This is a genomic window from Burkholderia sp. Tr-20355 (assembly GCF_017104685.1).
GTDB lineage: Bacteria > Pseudomonadota > Gammaproteobacteria > Burkholderiales > Burkholderiaceae > Burkholderia > Burkholderia seminalis.
In genome coordinates this window covers 1-13,872 of record NZ_JAAGPK010000188.1, presented here as the reverse complement: position 1 = coordinate 13,872, position 13,872 = coordinate 1, and the positions used below count along the sequence as shown (strand labels likewise).

Annotated in this window: 10 protein-coding genes, 1 tRNA gene, 1 pseudogene and 1 riboswitch; of the genes and pseudogenes, 3 read left to right on the top strand and 9 right to left on the bottom strand. The window is 67.9% G+C overall.

What is annotated here, in order from left to right:
- Positions 1-59 precede the first annotated feature (59 nt).
- Together G3N62_RS30175 and G3N62_RS30170 are read left to right on the top strand one after the other, a co-directional pair.
- On the top strand, positions 60-2,246 hold the full coding sequence (locus G3N62_RS30175) for a TonB-dependent receptor (protein WP_206141390.1): 2,187 nt from the start codon (positions 60-62) through the stop codon (positions 2,244-2,246).
- 45 nt (positions 2,247-2,291) lie between these two features.
- Positions 2,292-2,569 (top strand): annotated as a pseudogene (locus G3N62_RS30170) (TlpA family protein disulfide reductase); the annotation flags it as partial.
- A 79-nt stretch (positions 2,570-2,648) separates the two neighbouring features.
- On the opposite strand, the gene G3N62_RS30165 reads toward G3N62_RS30170, so the two are convergent.
- The 7 genes from G3N62_RS30165 to pepN all read right to left on the bottom strand — a co-directional run bounded on the left by G3N62_RS30165 (position 2,649) and on the right by pepN (position 10,508).
- Complete coding sequence (locus G3N62_RS30165; RefSeq protein ID WP_034187394.1) at positions 2,649-2,903, bottom strand: GlsB/YeaQ/YmgE family stress response membrane protein; 255 nt, start codon at positions 2,901-2,903, stop codon at positions 2,649-2,651.
- A gap of 236 nt (positions 2,904-3,139) precedes the next feature.
- Positions 3,140-3,361 carry a hypothetical protein gene (locus tag G3N62_RS30160; protein WP_124669202.1) on the bottom strand — a complete coding sequence of 74 codons (222 nt, stop codon included), beginning with the start codon at positions 3,359-3,361 and terminating at the stop codon, positions 3,140-3,142.
- A complete protein-coding gene (locus G3N62_RS30155) occupies positions 3,358-5,097 on the bottom strand; it encodes an FAD-dependent oxidoreductase (protein WP_124669201.1) in 1,740 nt (579 codons plus the stop codon). Before G3N62_RS30155 ends, G3N62_RS30160 begins: the two co-directional genes overlap by 4 nt.
- Positions 5,098-5,260: 163 nt before the next feature.
- Positions 5,261-6,070, bottom strand: a complete 810-nt coding sequence (locus G3N62_RS30150; protein WP_124669200.1) for a LuxR C-terminal-related transcriptional regulator — start codon at positions 6,068-6,070, stop codon at positions 5,261-5,263.
- 170 nt (positions 6,071-6,240) lie between these two features.
- Positions 6,241-6,316, bottom strand: a tRNA-Thr gene (locus G3N62_RS30145).
- 206 nt (positions 6,317-6,522) lie between these two features.
- On the bottom strand, positions 6,523-7,536 hold the full coding sequence (locus tag G3N62_RS30140; protein ID WP_006485729.1) for a class 1 fructose-bisphosphatase: 1,014 nt from the start codon (positions 7,534-7,536) through the stop codon (positions 6,523-6,525).
- Positions 7,537-7,814: 278 nt separating this feature from the next.
- On the bottom strand, positions 7,815-10,508 hold the full coding sequence (gene pepN / locus G3N62_RS30135; protein WP_124669199.1) for an aminopeptidase N: 2,694 nt from the start codon (positions 10,506-10,508) through the stop codon (positions 7,815-7,817).
- Positions 10,509-10,695: 187 nt separating this feature from the next.
- Here pepN and G3N62_RS30130 point away from each other — a divergent pair, with 187 nt between their 5' ends.
- The gene (locus tag G3N62_RS30130) at positions 10,696-11,394 is read left to right on the top strand and encodes a DUF4136 domain-containing protein (protein ID WP_049036562.1); all 699 of its coding nucleotides are present in this window, start codon (positions 10,696-10,698) and stop codon (positions 11,392-11,394) included.
- Between the two features lie 52 nt (positions 11,395-11,446).
- On the opposite strand, the gene G3N62_RS30125 is transcribed toward G3N62_RS30130, so the two are convergent.
- Positions 11,447-12,019 carry a TMEM165/GDT1 family protein gene (locus G3N62_RS30125; RefSeq protein ID WP_049036560.1) on the bottom strand — a complete coding sequence of 191 codons (573 nt, stop codon included), beginning with the start codon at positions 12,017-12,019 and terminating at the stop codon, positions 11,447-11,449.
- A 95-nt stretch (positions 12,020-12,114) separates the two neighbouring features.
- Positions 12,115-12,235: riboswitch (yybP-ykoY riboswitch) on the bottom strand.
- A gap of 142 nt (positions 12,236-12,377) precedes the next feature.
- Positions 12,378-13,697: a guanine deaminase gene (guaD, locus tag G3N62_RS30120; RefSeq protein ID WP_124669198.1), complete on the bottom strand. Its 1,320-nt coding sequence runs from the start codon at positions 13,695-13,697 to the stop codon at positions 12,378-12,380.
- Between the last annotated feature and the right edge of the window lie 175 nt (positions 13,698-13,872).

Below are 13,872 nucleotides of genomic sequence, written 5' to 3'. Positions count from 1 at the left end.
CGGTCGATGCGCCCGCCGATTCTTCCCCTGGTGGCGTCGAGCGCCCGGCCAGCGCCGCCGTGCCGCCGGCACCGGCCGGCGACACGCTGACCGCCGTCAGCGTGACCGCCCAGCGGCAGCCGGTCGATCCGGATACGCCGGCCGTCGTCACGTCGATCACGCGCGAGCAGATCGAGTCGCATACCAACGTCACCACCGAGGACGCGCTGAAGTACGCGCCGAACCTGATGGTCCGCAAGCGCTATATCGGCGACCGCAACAGCGTGTTCGCGGGCCGCGACTTCAACGAACTGCAGAGCGCGCGCGGGCTCGTGTACGCGGACGGTGTGCTGCTGTCGAACCTGCTCGGGTCGAGTTATGCGTACCCGCCGCGCTGGTCGCTGATTCCGCCTGACGACATCGCACGCGTCGACGTGCTCTACGGCCCCTTTTCCGCGCTGTATCCCGGCAACGCGATCGGCTCGACGGTGCTGCTCACGACGCGGCGCCCGGACAAGCTCGAGGCATCGCTGTCGACGCAATTCTTCACGCAGCGCTATCACGACGGCTACGGATTCGCGGACAGCTTCGGCGGCAATCATCAGACCGCGCGGATCGCCGACCGCGTCGGCCGGTTCTGGTTCGCGCTGTCGCTCGACCGGCTCGAGAACAACGGTCAGCCGATGCAGTATGCGAGTCCCAATTCGGCCTACACCCCGAAGCTGGGCACCGCCGTACCCGTCACGGGTGCCGCGACCGACATCGGGCCGAACGGCAAGCCGCGGACGATCGTCGGCGCGCAGACGATCGAGCGGACCGAGCAGCTCAACGAGACGGTCCGGATGGGCTACGCGTTCACCGACCGCGTCGATGCGACGCTCACGCTCGGGCATTGGGAGAACCATTACCGGCAGCACGGCGAAACCTTCCTGCGCGACGCGGCCGGCAACCCGGTCTACGGCGGCAACGTGTCGATCGGCGGCCGGAGCATGACCGTCGCGCCGAACGCGTTCGCGCCGCAACGCGGCGACCAGGAGAACTGGCTGTACGCGCTGGGCCTGAACGGCCGGCTCGATTCGGGCTGGCGGCTGTCGGGCGTCGTGTCCGCGTACGACGTGTCGCGCGACGTGCTGCGCGCGGCCTCGACCGTGCAGGGCGGGGCGGGCACGCTGTTCCAGGGCGACGGCACCGGCTGGCGCACGCTCGACCTGAAGGCCGAGGCGCCGGCAGTGAAGGGCCACACGTTCACGTTCGGTTACCACTACGACAACTACTTCCTGCGCAACGTCACGTACAACACGGCCGACTGGCTGGCCGGGCCGACCACGTCGCTCGCGAGCGTCTATCGCGGCGACACGCGCACGCAGGCGCTGTTCGGGCAGGATGCGTGGCGCTTCGCGCCGGGCTGGCTCGCGACGCTCGGGTTGCGCTACGAGCGCTGGGATGCTTACGGCGGCGCGCTCGGCAACGCGGGCGGCACGCTCGGTTATGCGGATCGCGGCGCGAACGCGCTGTCGCCGAAGGTTGCGCTGCAATGGGACGCGACGGACGTGTGGCGCTTCCGGCTGTCGTTCGCGACCGGCACGCGGTTCCCGACCGTCGGCGAGCTGTTCCAGGGCACGATCTCGAACAATGCGATCGTCAACAACAACCCGAACCTGCGGCCGGAAAAGGCGATCGACTGGGACTTCACGGCCGAGCGCGACGTCGGTGTCGGCGTCGTGCGCGCGAGCGTGTTCCAGAGCGACCTGCGCGATTCGATCTACAGCCAGACGACCGTGTCGGGCGCGACGACCGTCACCAACGTCTCGAACGTCGACCGCGTGCGCGTACGCGGTGTCGAGCTCGCGTTCAGCGGCGAGAACGTCGGGCTGAGGGGGCTCGCGATCGACGCGAACGTATCGGCCAGTAATGCGCAGATCCTCGCCGATGCCGCGAATCCTGCCTACGTCGGCTCGCGCTTCCCGCGCATTCCGCGCATGCGCGCGAACCTGCTGGCGTCCTATCGCTTCGACGAGCACTGGCTCGCGAGCGTCGGCGTGCGCTACTCGGGCCGCCAGTTCAACACGCTCGACAACAGCGATGTGAATCCGGACGTGTACGGCGGCACGAGCTCGTTTACGGTCGTCGACCTGAAGGCGCGCTATCGCCTCGATCGTCACTGGACCGCGTCGCTCGGCATCGACAACCTGACGGATCGCCGCTACTACGTGTTCCATCCGTATCCGGGCCGTACCTTCTACGGAGAACTGAAATGGTCGCTGTGAAGTCGTTCGCGGCGTTGTCTCCGGCGGGTGCGACGTGTTCCATTCGCGCATCGGGTCGCATGACAGCGCCTTCATCCGGACGGGTAGCTCGCGATGGTCGTGATGGATGCGTACGACGACAACGGTGCGGCGCTCGCGTAAGCGCTCGCGCGGTATGCGCACGCGGAACCGGTGCCCAAGCGTTTGCGCGCGGCACTGGATGCGGGATGGTGGGGGACATGCCGCGCACCGTGTGGATCGGGCGCGATCGTGCACGCGAAGCGCGCAGCGGGGTGTTGACGACCGACGTGCTCGACGGCGGGTCGCAGCACGCGAAGCGGTGATCGAAAGGGCGGCGCGCGGCAAACGGGCCGCGCGCCGGCCTGATGCGAAAACGCGCCCGAAGGCGCGTGGAGAGAAGCGTCAGGCCGCTCGTTTGAATAGCCGGATCACGAACAGCAGGATCACCGCACCGACGACCGCGACGATCACCGAGCCGATGAAGCCGCTGCCGACGCTGATGCCGAGTACCCCGGCGAGCCAGCCGCCGATCACCGCGCCGACGATCCCGACGATGATGTCGACGATCAGTCCGAAGCCGCCGCCTTTCACGAGCAGCCCGGCAAGCCAGCCGGCGATCGCGCCGATGATGAGCCACATAATCAAGCCATGAGTCATGGTGGTCCTCTCCTTGGGTTGAGTCGAAATGACCGGGCAACGGCTGTCGTGTGCCGCAAGCTGGATGAAAGCGACATGCGACCCGCCGCGCCGCCCACGCAATGTAACGCGATAGACGGGTCAGGATCGTTAAGTAATGTTATGCACCCTTAAGCGGATTTTCCAGGGGAATTCGTCTGGCTGCGACACGTCGTGAAATGAATATGTAAGAAATGGGTGGGGACGGACCTAGCCGGTCAGGCGTCCCGCTGTCCGCGTGCCGCCACCGGAACGTTTGCATCGGGCAGCCCTTCGCCAGCATCGGCGATCAGTCGTGCGACGATCGCGGGATCGGCTATCGTCTCAATCGACAGGAGTGCGAAGCGGGCGAGAAAAAGCGGTGCGTTGGTTTCACCGATCCGCGTCATCGTGCGGCACAGGTCGGTGTAGAGCGTGTCGCGTTCGATATCCGTGATCATGCGGTCTCCTGAAGGTTGGTCTCGGTTGACGTGGGCGGGTGGAGCGCGCGGTCGAGCGCGGCGGCGAGATCGTCGGCGCGCGCGTCGTGCCAGCGGCCGAGTACGTGCCCGTCCGGTCGCACGAGATAGACGGTGCCGTCGCGTGCGCCGTACAGGTCGAACAGCCGGCCGTCGTCGTCATGGCCGGCGCAGGCCGGGTGTCGCGGCCTGGCCTGGCGTGCGAGCGTGACGAGCGTGAACGGCACGTGCGCATCCTGCACGCGCCGCTCGAGTTCGGCGAGCGACGGATCGGGCACGCCATCGCGCGTGAAGCAGAACGCGGTGAAGCGCGGCGCGACGAGATCGGTCAGGTGGCCGCTGCGCGTGCCGCCGCCGAGTGGCGCGTACAGCGTCAGCGGACATTCGACGAGTACCGTGCCGGGCGCCGGGCCGGCCGCGAACGTGTCGCGCTCGGCGGCATTCAGCGGCGACTTCGCATACGCGATAGCCGATGTCTGGCGCGGGTTGATCAGCGAACGCAGTGCCGGATGCCGGCGCGCGAGCGTCAGCACGGCCTTGCGCATCAGTTCGAAGGCAAACGACGGCGGCGCCATGAACTCGGTGCTCTTCGTGCCGTAACGCAGGTTCTCGTGCGTCGCGAACACGCGTTCGTCCGAGTAGCTGTCGAGCAGTGCGTCCGACGCGATGCCGCGCAGCACGTACGCGAGTTTCCACGCGAGGTTGTCGGCATCGTCGATGCCCGAATTCGCGCCGCGCACGCCGAAGATCGGCACGAGGTGTGCGGCGTCGCCGCAGAACAGCACGCGGTCGTGCCGGTAGCGTTCGAGCGTCAGTGCGTTCGCCTTGTAGATCGTGATCCAGATCGGCGACCATGGGCCGCGCTCGCCCATCATGTCGAGCAGGTTCTGCACGCGGGGGATCACGTGCTCGGGCTTCACGGCCGCGTCGGCATCCTCGTCGTCGCGCAACTGGTAGTCGATCCGCCACACGTTGTCGGGCTGCTTGTGGACGAGCACCGTCGAGCCCGGGTTCGACGACGGATCGAAGTACGCGAGGCGCTCGGTCGGCCGGTTGCTGTCGAGCGCGATGTCGACGATCACATAGCGGCCCTCGTAGCGCGTGCCGCGGAGCGACAGACCGAGCGCGTCGCGCATCGTGCTGCGTCCGCCGTCGCATGCGACGACCCAGTCGGCGTCGAGCGCGTAGCCGCCGAGCGGCGTGTCGACGTCCAGGCGTACGCCGTCCGGTTGTCGCGTGACGCCGGTGACCTTCGTCTGCCAGCGGATCTCGATGAAATCGGCGCGGCGTCGCGCGGCGTCCAGCAGGAACTGCTCGATGTGATACTGCGCGAGGTTCACCATCGGCGGCAGCTTCTGGTTCTCGTCCTGCGGCATCGTGAAGTGCAGCACTTCGTCGTCGCGATGGAAACTGCGTCCGCCGGTCCATGGCAGCCCGGTGCGCAGGAAATCGTCGAGCGCGCCGAGCCGTTCGATGATCTCGAGGCTGCGGCGCGAAATGCAGATCGCGCGGCTGCCGTGACAGACCGAATCGTCGGCTTCGATCAACACGCTGCGAATGCCGTGATTCGCGAGGCCGAGCGCGACGGCGAGGCCCACGGGGCCGCCGCCGACGATCGCGACGCGATGCCGGTGCGTATCGATGCCGTCGACGCAGTCCGGCAGATGCGCGGAATGGCGCGCGGCGACGAACGGATAGGGTTTGAACGCGATGGTCATCGTTGGCTTCCACGGTGGTCTGACTCGACGTGCGCGCATCGGCGGTGCGATGGGCAACGGGTCGATGCAGTATGGAAGCCGGGCGGGTCGCCGTTGTCCCCATTTCGGGTACGGCGGGCCCGGCAGGCGTGGCCGCGCTACGCTCGTCGCGAACCGAAACGGGTCAGGGCTGCATGCACAGCGCAAACAGTTCGCGCTGGCTCGAAATGCCGAGGCGCCGATACGCGCGCTTCTGATAGGTGACGACGCTCGATGCCTTCACGCCGATCGTCTCGCCAATCTCGCGCGCGGTCTGGCCTTCGAGCACGCCGCGCAGCACGTCGAGTTCGCGCTTGGACAGTTCGGGGCACGCATGGCGCAATCGCGCGAGCATCCGTTGCGGGATGCCGACCTGCGTCGCGCCGGCGAGTGCGTAGTGATGCTTCGCCGCCTGCGCGATCAGCGGCGCGAGCGTTTCGATCGCCGCGATCTCGCGCGGCTGGAACGCGCCGCTGCGATGGGCGCGGTACAGGTTGATCGACAGCCACGTCGCATCGTCGGGCTGCACCAGCAGCGCCAGCCGGTCGGATACGTCGGGGCCGCGATAGCATGCCGCGCGATACGCTTCGTGAGCGATCTCGTCGCCCGCTTGCTGATGCAGCAGCAGGTCGTGGCGGTGCGTGCCGCGATGGGCGGCCGATACGATCGGCTGGTTGCCGTCGAGTGCGTAGAAGTGCCGTGCGTAGGTGTCGGCGACGTCGCGCAGGTAGCGGCCGCCGCGATGATCGGCAACCGACATCGTGCGCGGGCGATTGCCGAATTCGTACGCGAAGATCGTGCACTGCGTGATCGACAGCGCAGCGTCGAACAGCTTCAGGACTTCGGCTGCGAACGCGTTCGCCTCGTGGCCGCCGATCGCGGCGACGAGACGCGTCGCGCGGGAGATATCCAGCTGCGCGTTGAGAGTCGGTCGCTCGAGACGCCAGGTGCGCATGAGGCGGGGAAGAGGGCGGAGTGGTCCGGCGATTGTAATCGGCGGCACGCGGTGCGTGAGTCGGGGGATGCCCGCAAGCGGGGCGGATACGGATACCGGATGGGCGCACGATTTCGGCGCCGGAAAAGAGAAAAGGCCTGACAAGCGATGCTTGTCAGGCCTTTATGTCTTGGTGCCGGAGATAGGAGTCGAACCTACGACCTTCGCATTACGAATGCGCTGCTCTACCAACTGAGCTACACCGGCAGCAGAGAAATGAAATTATATGGTCAAATCCGAGATCTTGGCAATAGGTTTTGCGAACTTTTTTTCAGCTTGCTGCTGCTGTTTCGCGAAACCCTCGATCCGGCGGACTGCCCGCTTTCACTTCACTGTGATGCGACCGGTCAGGGCCACATCAAGAGGCGAGATTGTACTTGCGCATCACGCCTCCGTCCAGTGCTGCAGTGCAATTATTTTGCTTCGTCGTGATAGCCGGTGACGCGCTCGACTTCGTTCTTCGAGCCGAGGAACACGGGCACGCGCTGGTGCAGGCCCGTCGGCTGCACTTCCATGATGCGCTGCGTGCCGGTCGTCGCGGCGCCGCCGGCCTGTTCGACGATGAACGACATCGGGTTCGCTTCGTACATCAGGCGCAGCTTGCCCGGACGATCGGGCGTGCGCTTGTCCGCCGGGTACATGAAGATGCCGCCGCGGTTCAGGATCCGGTGCACGTCGGCAACCATCGAGGCGATCCAGCGCATGTTGAAGTTGTCGCCGCGCGGGCCGTCCTTGCCGGCGTTCAGTTCGTCGACGTAGCGCTTGACCGGGTCGTACCAGTGGCGCGCGTTCGACGCGTTGATCGCGTATTCGCGCGTGTCGGCCGGGATCTGCATGTTGCTTTGCGTGAGCACCCACGAGCCGACTTCGCGGTCGAGCGTGAAGCAGTTCACGCCGTTGCCGGTCGTCAGCACGAACACCGTCTGCGGGCCGTAGACGGCGTAGCCGGCCGCAACCTGCTGCGTGCCGGGTTGCAGGAACGATTCTTCGGTCGCCTGCTTGCCGTCCGGGCAGCGCAGCACCGAGAAGATCGTGCCGATCGACACGTTCACGTCGATGTTCGACGAGCCGTCGAGCGGATCGAACACGAGCAGGTATTCGCCGCGCGGGTAGTTCGCCGGGATCGGGAAGAACGTTTCCATTTCTTCCGATGCCATCGCGGCGAGATTGCCGCCCCACTCGTTTGCGTCGAGCAGGATTTCGTTCGACAGGATGTCGAGCTTTTTCTGCACCTCGCCCTGGACGTTCTCGCTGCCGGCGGTGCCGAGCGCTTCACCGAGCGCGCCCTTCGACACGTTGTAGCTGATCGCCTTGCACGCGCGTGCGACGACTTCGATCAGCAGGCGCAGGTCGGCGGGAAGGTTGTTGGTCTCACGTTGCTGTTCGATCAGGAACTTCGACAGCGTGGTGCGGCGGGCAATGGACATGACAGACTCCAAAAGGCCAAAGAATCCTTGAATGGCCGCAATTTTACCTGTCGCGCTTCCCGCGCCGCCGGCTTTTTTCGTCCGGTTACATCGCCGGGCGGCCGAGCCGGCCCGGTTTCCGGCGGCGGAGGGGGGCGCGGTGCGTACCGGCGCGGCGGCAGGCCGAGCGGTCAGACCCCGTCATTCGGCTCGGTGCCGGCCGCGCCCGTGCAATAAAAAGCCGGCGCCGCATCGGGCGGCGCCGGCTTCATCGCGCGAATGCGGGGCGGGCGACGGCGTCAGGCGAGCGCCTTCTCGACGATCTCGCGCACGTCGCGCGACTTCGCGCCGGCCGCGACCTGCTCGAGCGCGCCGCGCATGCGGTCGCGCAGCGCCGGCGTGAAGCGGCGCCACAGTTCGAGCGAACGCGCGAGGCGTGCGGCGACCTGCGGATTGATCGCGTCGAGCGCAAGCACCTGTTCGGCCCAGAACGCGTAGCCCGAACCGTCCGCCGCGTGGAATTGCGCGGGGTTGGCTGCACAGAAGCTGAAGATCAGCGAGCGTGCGCGGTTCGGATTCTTCAGGTTGAACGCCGGATGCGCGAGCAGCTTGCGCACTTTCGCGAGCGTCGGCTGCGCGGCCGTGCCGCGTTGCGCCGCCTGCATCGCGAACCACTTGTCGATCACGAGCGCCTCCTTCTCGAAACGGCGGTAGAAGTCGTCGAGCGCGCGATCGGCCGGCTCGTTCGCGCCCGCGGCGGCGGCGGACAGCAGCGCGCCGAGGGCGGCCGCGCGATCGGTCATGTTGTTCGCCGCGTCGTACTGCGCGGTCGCGAGGCGCACCGCATCGGCCGGATCCTCGAGTTCGGCGAGATACGCGAGCGCGAGGTTCTTCAGCGCGCGGCGGCCGGAGGCCTCCGGCGTCGGCTCGTAGGCGCCCGGCGTCTGGTGCTGCTCGTACGCGGCGAGCCATTCGGCGCGCAGCGCGGTCGCGAGCTGGCGGCGCACGAACAGGCGTGCGCGATGCACGGCGGCCGGATCGGCCTCGGCCATCTGGTCGGCGAGGTAGGTTTCCGACGGCAGCGTCAGCGCGAGTTCGCGGAACGCCGGCGACAGCGTCGCGTCGGTCAGCACGCGCCGGAACGCGGCAATGAAGTTCTCGCCGAGCGTGAGCGGTTCGTTCGCGGCCGCCCGCGCGGCAAGCGTCAGCAGCGCGCGCGTCGCGAGGCGCTGGCCGGCCTCCCAGCGGTTGAACGGATCGCTGTCGTGCGCGAGCAGGAATGCGAGATCGTCGTCGCTGTAGTCGTACTCGACGATCACCGGCGACGAGAAGTTGCGCAGCAGCGACGGCAGCGGCGCTTCCGGCACGTCGACGAACGTGAAGGTCTGCTCGGTGTCGGTGAAGTCGAGCACGCGCGTCGTGCCCGAAGCGGCCGTTTCACCGTCCAGGCGCAGCGGCAGGTCGCGGCCGTCGCGGCCGATCAGGCCGATCGCGAACGGAATCAGGAGCGGCCCCTGCTGCGTTTCGCGCGCGGCCGGCGACGCGTCGCCGTAGCCCTGCGCGAGCGTGACCGTGTAGCGGCGCGCGGCCGCGTCGTACGCGGTGCGCACCGACACGCGCGGCGTGCCGGCCTGGCTGTACCAGCGCTCGAACTGCGCGAGGTCGCGCCCGTTCGCGTCGGCCATCGCGTGACGGAAGTCGTCGCAGGTCACCGCGTGGCCGTCGTGGCGCTTGAAGTACAGGTCCATCCCCTTGCGGAAGCCGTCGCGGCCGAACAGCGTCTGGTACATCCGCACGACTTCCGAGCCTTTCTCGTAGACCGTCATCGTGTAGAAGTTGTTGATCTCGACGTAGCTTTCCGGGCGCACCGGGTGTGCCATCGGGCCGGCATCCTCGGCGAACTGCAGCTGGCGCAGCACGCGCACGTCCTCGATGCGCTTGACCGCGCGGGCCGCCGATTCGACGTCGTCGCCCGCGGCCATGTCGGCCGAGAATTCCTGGTCGCGGAACACCGTCAGGCCTTCCTTCAGGCTCAACTGGAACCAGTCGCGGCAGGTCACGCGATTGCCGGTCCAGTTGTGGAAGTACTCGTGGCCGACCACCGATTCGATGTTCGCGAAATCGGTGTCGGTCGCGGTCTCGGGGTTCGCCAGCACGTACTTCGTGTTGAAGATGTTGAGCCCCTTGTTTTCCATCGCCCCCATGTTGAAGTCGCCGACCGCGACGATCATGAAGCGGTCGAGATCGAGCTCGAGGCCGAAGCGTCTTTCGTCCCAGCGGATCGAGTGGATCAGCGAATCCATCGCGTGACGCGTCTTGTCGAGATCGGCCGGCTCGACCCACACCTGCAGCAGCTTTTCCTTGCCGGAGCCGGTCGTGATCTTTTCCTCGATCGCGACGAGCTTGCCGGCGACCAGCGCGAACAGGTAGCTCGGCTTGCGGAACGGGTCTTCCCATTTCGCGAAGTGGCGGCCGTCGGGCAGGTCGCCCGAATCGACGAGGTTGCCGTTCGACAGCAGCACCGGGTACGCGGTCTTGTCGGCGCGCAGCGTGACGATGTACGACGCCATCACGTCGGGGCGGTCGAGGAAGTAGGTGATGCGGCGAAAGCCTTCCGCCTCGCACTGCGTGAAGAAATTGCCGCTCGACACGTAGAGGCCCGACAGCGTCGTATTCTGGTCGGGGGCGCACGCGCTTTCGAGCGTCAGCTCGAACGCGTCGGGCACGTTCTCGACCGTCAGCCCGTGCTCGTGCGCGCGCACGGCGCCATGCGGCGCGCCGTCCAGCGACGCGCCGACGAATTCGAGCGCTTCGCCCATCAACTCCAGGTGCGGCGCGGGCGCGGCGTCCGGATTGCGGCGCACGCGCATCGTGTTCCTGACGATCGTGCGGGCCGGCGCGAGATCGAATTCGAGCGCGACGGAATCGATGAGGAATGCCGGCGGCGTGTAGTCGGCGCGGCGGATCACGGTGGAGGAGGCGTTGTCGGACATGGTCGTCGAGATCGGTGGGGTGGGGAACGGGCCCGTTACGCGGGCCGGGCGAACCGGGCCATTGTACAAAGGCTTGCGGCTGCGTGCCGGGCGAACTTTTTACCGCTTTCGACAGTCCGCGTATTATCGGCATCCCGTTGCGGTTCGCGCGGTGCGACGAACGGGTGACGGATCGACGAGGATCAACATGAAACGCGAATGGATTTTTCGCGGTGCGGGCTGGGCGGCGGCGCTGTGCGTGGCGCTGCTGACGGGCTGCACCAGCTATGTGACGACCCAGGTCACGGCCTTCTCCGACTGGAGCGGCAGCGACGCGACACGCACCTATGCGTTCACGCGCACCGAGGCGCAGAAGAACAGCATCGAGCAGTCGACCTACGAGCCGATCGTCGCCAACGAACTGTCCGCGTATGCGTTCCGGCAGGTGCCGCCGGCGCAGGCGCGTTATCTCGTCGGGCTGACCTATGCGGTGGGCAGCGATCTCGTGACGGTGCCGCAGCCGGTCTACTACGACCCGTGGTTTGCGCCCGGGCCGTACTGGCGGCGCGGGCCGTGGGGCCCGTGGGGGCCCTGGGGGCCGATGCCGGCCGGCTATGTCGCGCAGACGTACCAGGTGTTCGACTACACGCTCGGGATCCGCATCACCGAGCGCGCGACGGGCAAGGAGGTGTACAACGTGTCCGCGCGCACGACCGGCGACAACGGCACGCTGCTGTATGCGATGCCGTTCCTCGCGCGCAGCGCGCTCGCCGATTTCCCGCTGTCGAACGGCGCGGTCCGCTCGGTCCGGTTGCCGGTCGACAAGCGCGGCGGGCCGGCGACGCCGGCCGCCAACGAGCGCGCGGTGCCGGCTGCGCCGGCTTCGGGCGCGGCCGTCGCGAAGTAACGCGGTGCCCATCCCGGCGCGGCTACCCGGCCGCGCCGGTCATCCTGTTCCGTCAGACGCCGACACCCAGCAGCGCGAGCGCGCCGAGCACGACGAACAGCACGGCCGCGATCCCGTGCACGAGCCGGGTTGGCAGGCGGTGCGCGAAGCGGTCGCCGAGCAGGATCGCCGGCACGTTCGCGAGCATCATCCCGAACGTCGTGCCGGCCACGACGCCGATGTAGTCCTGGAAGCGCGCCGCCAGCGCGACGGTCGCGATCTGCGTCTTGTCGCCCATTTCCGCGAGGAAGAATGCGACGAGCGTCGCGCCGAATACGCCGAGCCGCGAGCGGGTGGCGTTGGCTTCGTCGGCGTCGAGCTTGTCGGGCACGAGAATCCACAATCCCATCGCGATGAACGAGAACGCGAGCGCCCAGCGCATGATCGACGGCGTGACGAGCGCGCCGAGCCATTCGCCGAGTGCGCCCGCGAAACCGTGGTTCACGAGCGTCGCGACGAGCACGCCGAGAATGATCGGCACCGGCTTGCGATAGCGCGCGGCCAGGACGAGGGAAAGCAGTTGGGTCTTGTCGCCGATTTCAGCGAGGGCGACGGCGCCGGTGGAGATCAGGAAGGCTTGGGACACGTATGGGGTTCCACGGGCCGATGTTGTGCGTGCGAGCGACGATCCACGGCGCGCCGGGCCCTGATGCGGCGCACTGTGAACCATCGGTCTCGCCAGGCCAGCGTGGCTGCGTCCGCCATGGCCGAACGGCCAAGTCTGTTGACGGACGCCTCCGTCACGATGCGCGCCGGGGGCGCGGGACATCGAGCGGAGCGGCTACTCCCCAATGAGCGGCGAATTTTAGCACGACGCATTGCGTGCGGGAAGGCGGCCGGCCGGGCGTGGGAGCCCGGTCGGCGAGGGCGCGCCTGGCTGCCCGGCCGGTACGGCCGCGATCGGGCCGTGCCGGTCGGGGCTGCGTACCGGCGCGGCGTTACCGTTACGCGGTGGCCGGCCGGCGCGCGGCGCCGCGTTCGTGGACGAGTTCGCCGGCCGCGTAGGTGCGGTACACCGCGCGGTCGTCGCCGAGCAGCGCGAACGCGAACAGCAGTTCCTCGAGCGAATCCGCGCGTTTGGTGCGGCGCGCGAGCAGCGGCGTGGCCTGCGGATCGAGCACGACGAAGTCGGCCTCGGTGCGCGGCTTGAGCGTGCCGACCGTGTCGGCGAGATCGAGCGCCTGCGCGGCGCCGGCCGTCGCGAGCCAGAACATCCGCGTCGCGGTCAGGTGGTGGCCCGACAGCCGCGCGACCTTGTGGGCCTCGTTCATCGTCTGCAGCATCGAGAACGACGTGCCGCCGCCGACGTCGGTCGCGAGCGTGACGGGTACGTCGTATTCGCCGGCCTTGTCGAAGTCGAACAGCCCGCTGCCGAGGAAGAAGTTCGACGTCGGGCAGTGCGCGACGACCGTGCGCGTCTCGGCCATCCGGCGGCGGTCCTCGTCGTCGAGGTGGATGCAGTGGCCGTACACCGCGCGCGGGCGCAGCAGCCCGTAGCGGTCGTAGATGTCGAGATAACTGCGATGGCCGGGGAACAGCTCGGCCACCCATTTCACCTCGTCGACGTTTTCCGCGACGTGGCTCTGCACGAAGATGTCCGGATGGCGGCGCGCGAGTTCGCCGCACGCCTCGAGCTGCGCCTCGGTCGACGTCGGCGCGAAGCGCGGCGTGAGCGCGTACATCTGGCGGCCCTTGCCGTGCCAGCGGTCGATCAGCTCGGCGCTGTCGTCGTATCCCGACTGCGCGGTGTCGCGCAGGAACTCGGGGCAGTTGCGGTCCATCAGCACCTTGCCCGCGATCATCCGCAGGTCGCGCGCGTCGCTCGCCGCGAACAGCGCATCGGCCGACTGCTTGTGCACCGTGCAGTAGACGAGCGCGCTCGTCGTGCCGCACGCGAGCAACTCGTCGACGAAGAAATCGGCGACTTCGCGCGCATGCTCGGGATCGCCGAACTGGCGCTCGGTCGGGAACGTGTACTTGTCGAGCCACGGCAGCAGGCCGGGCGCCGGCGACGCGATCATGTCCGTCTGCGGGTAGTGGATGTGCGTGTCGATGAAGCCGGGCACGATCAGCTTGTCGCGCAGGTCGTGGACGACCGCGTCGCGCGCGAGCGTTGCCGCGAGTGGCGCATACGGGCCGGCCGCGACGACCTTGCCGTCGGCGACGATCAGGAGGCCGTCGGTCTCGTGGTTCGCGGCCTGGCTCGATTGCGCCGGGTCGCCGTTGAAGGTCAGCAGCTGGGAACGGAAAGCGGTTTGCGTCATGACGAATGGTCCTGCATCAAGGTAAGGCGAACAGAAGAAAACGATCGGCGCCGCACGGGGGCGGCCGGGTGCTTCGCGAGCGGCGGCGGCACGCTGCGTGCGGCACGACCGGAGGCGATTGCGCGGGCGAACGTGGCGGCCGAAGCCGCCAGCCGGTGGTCGCCGGCGATCCTCA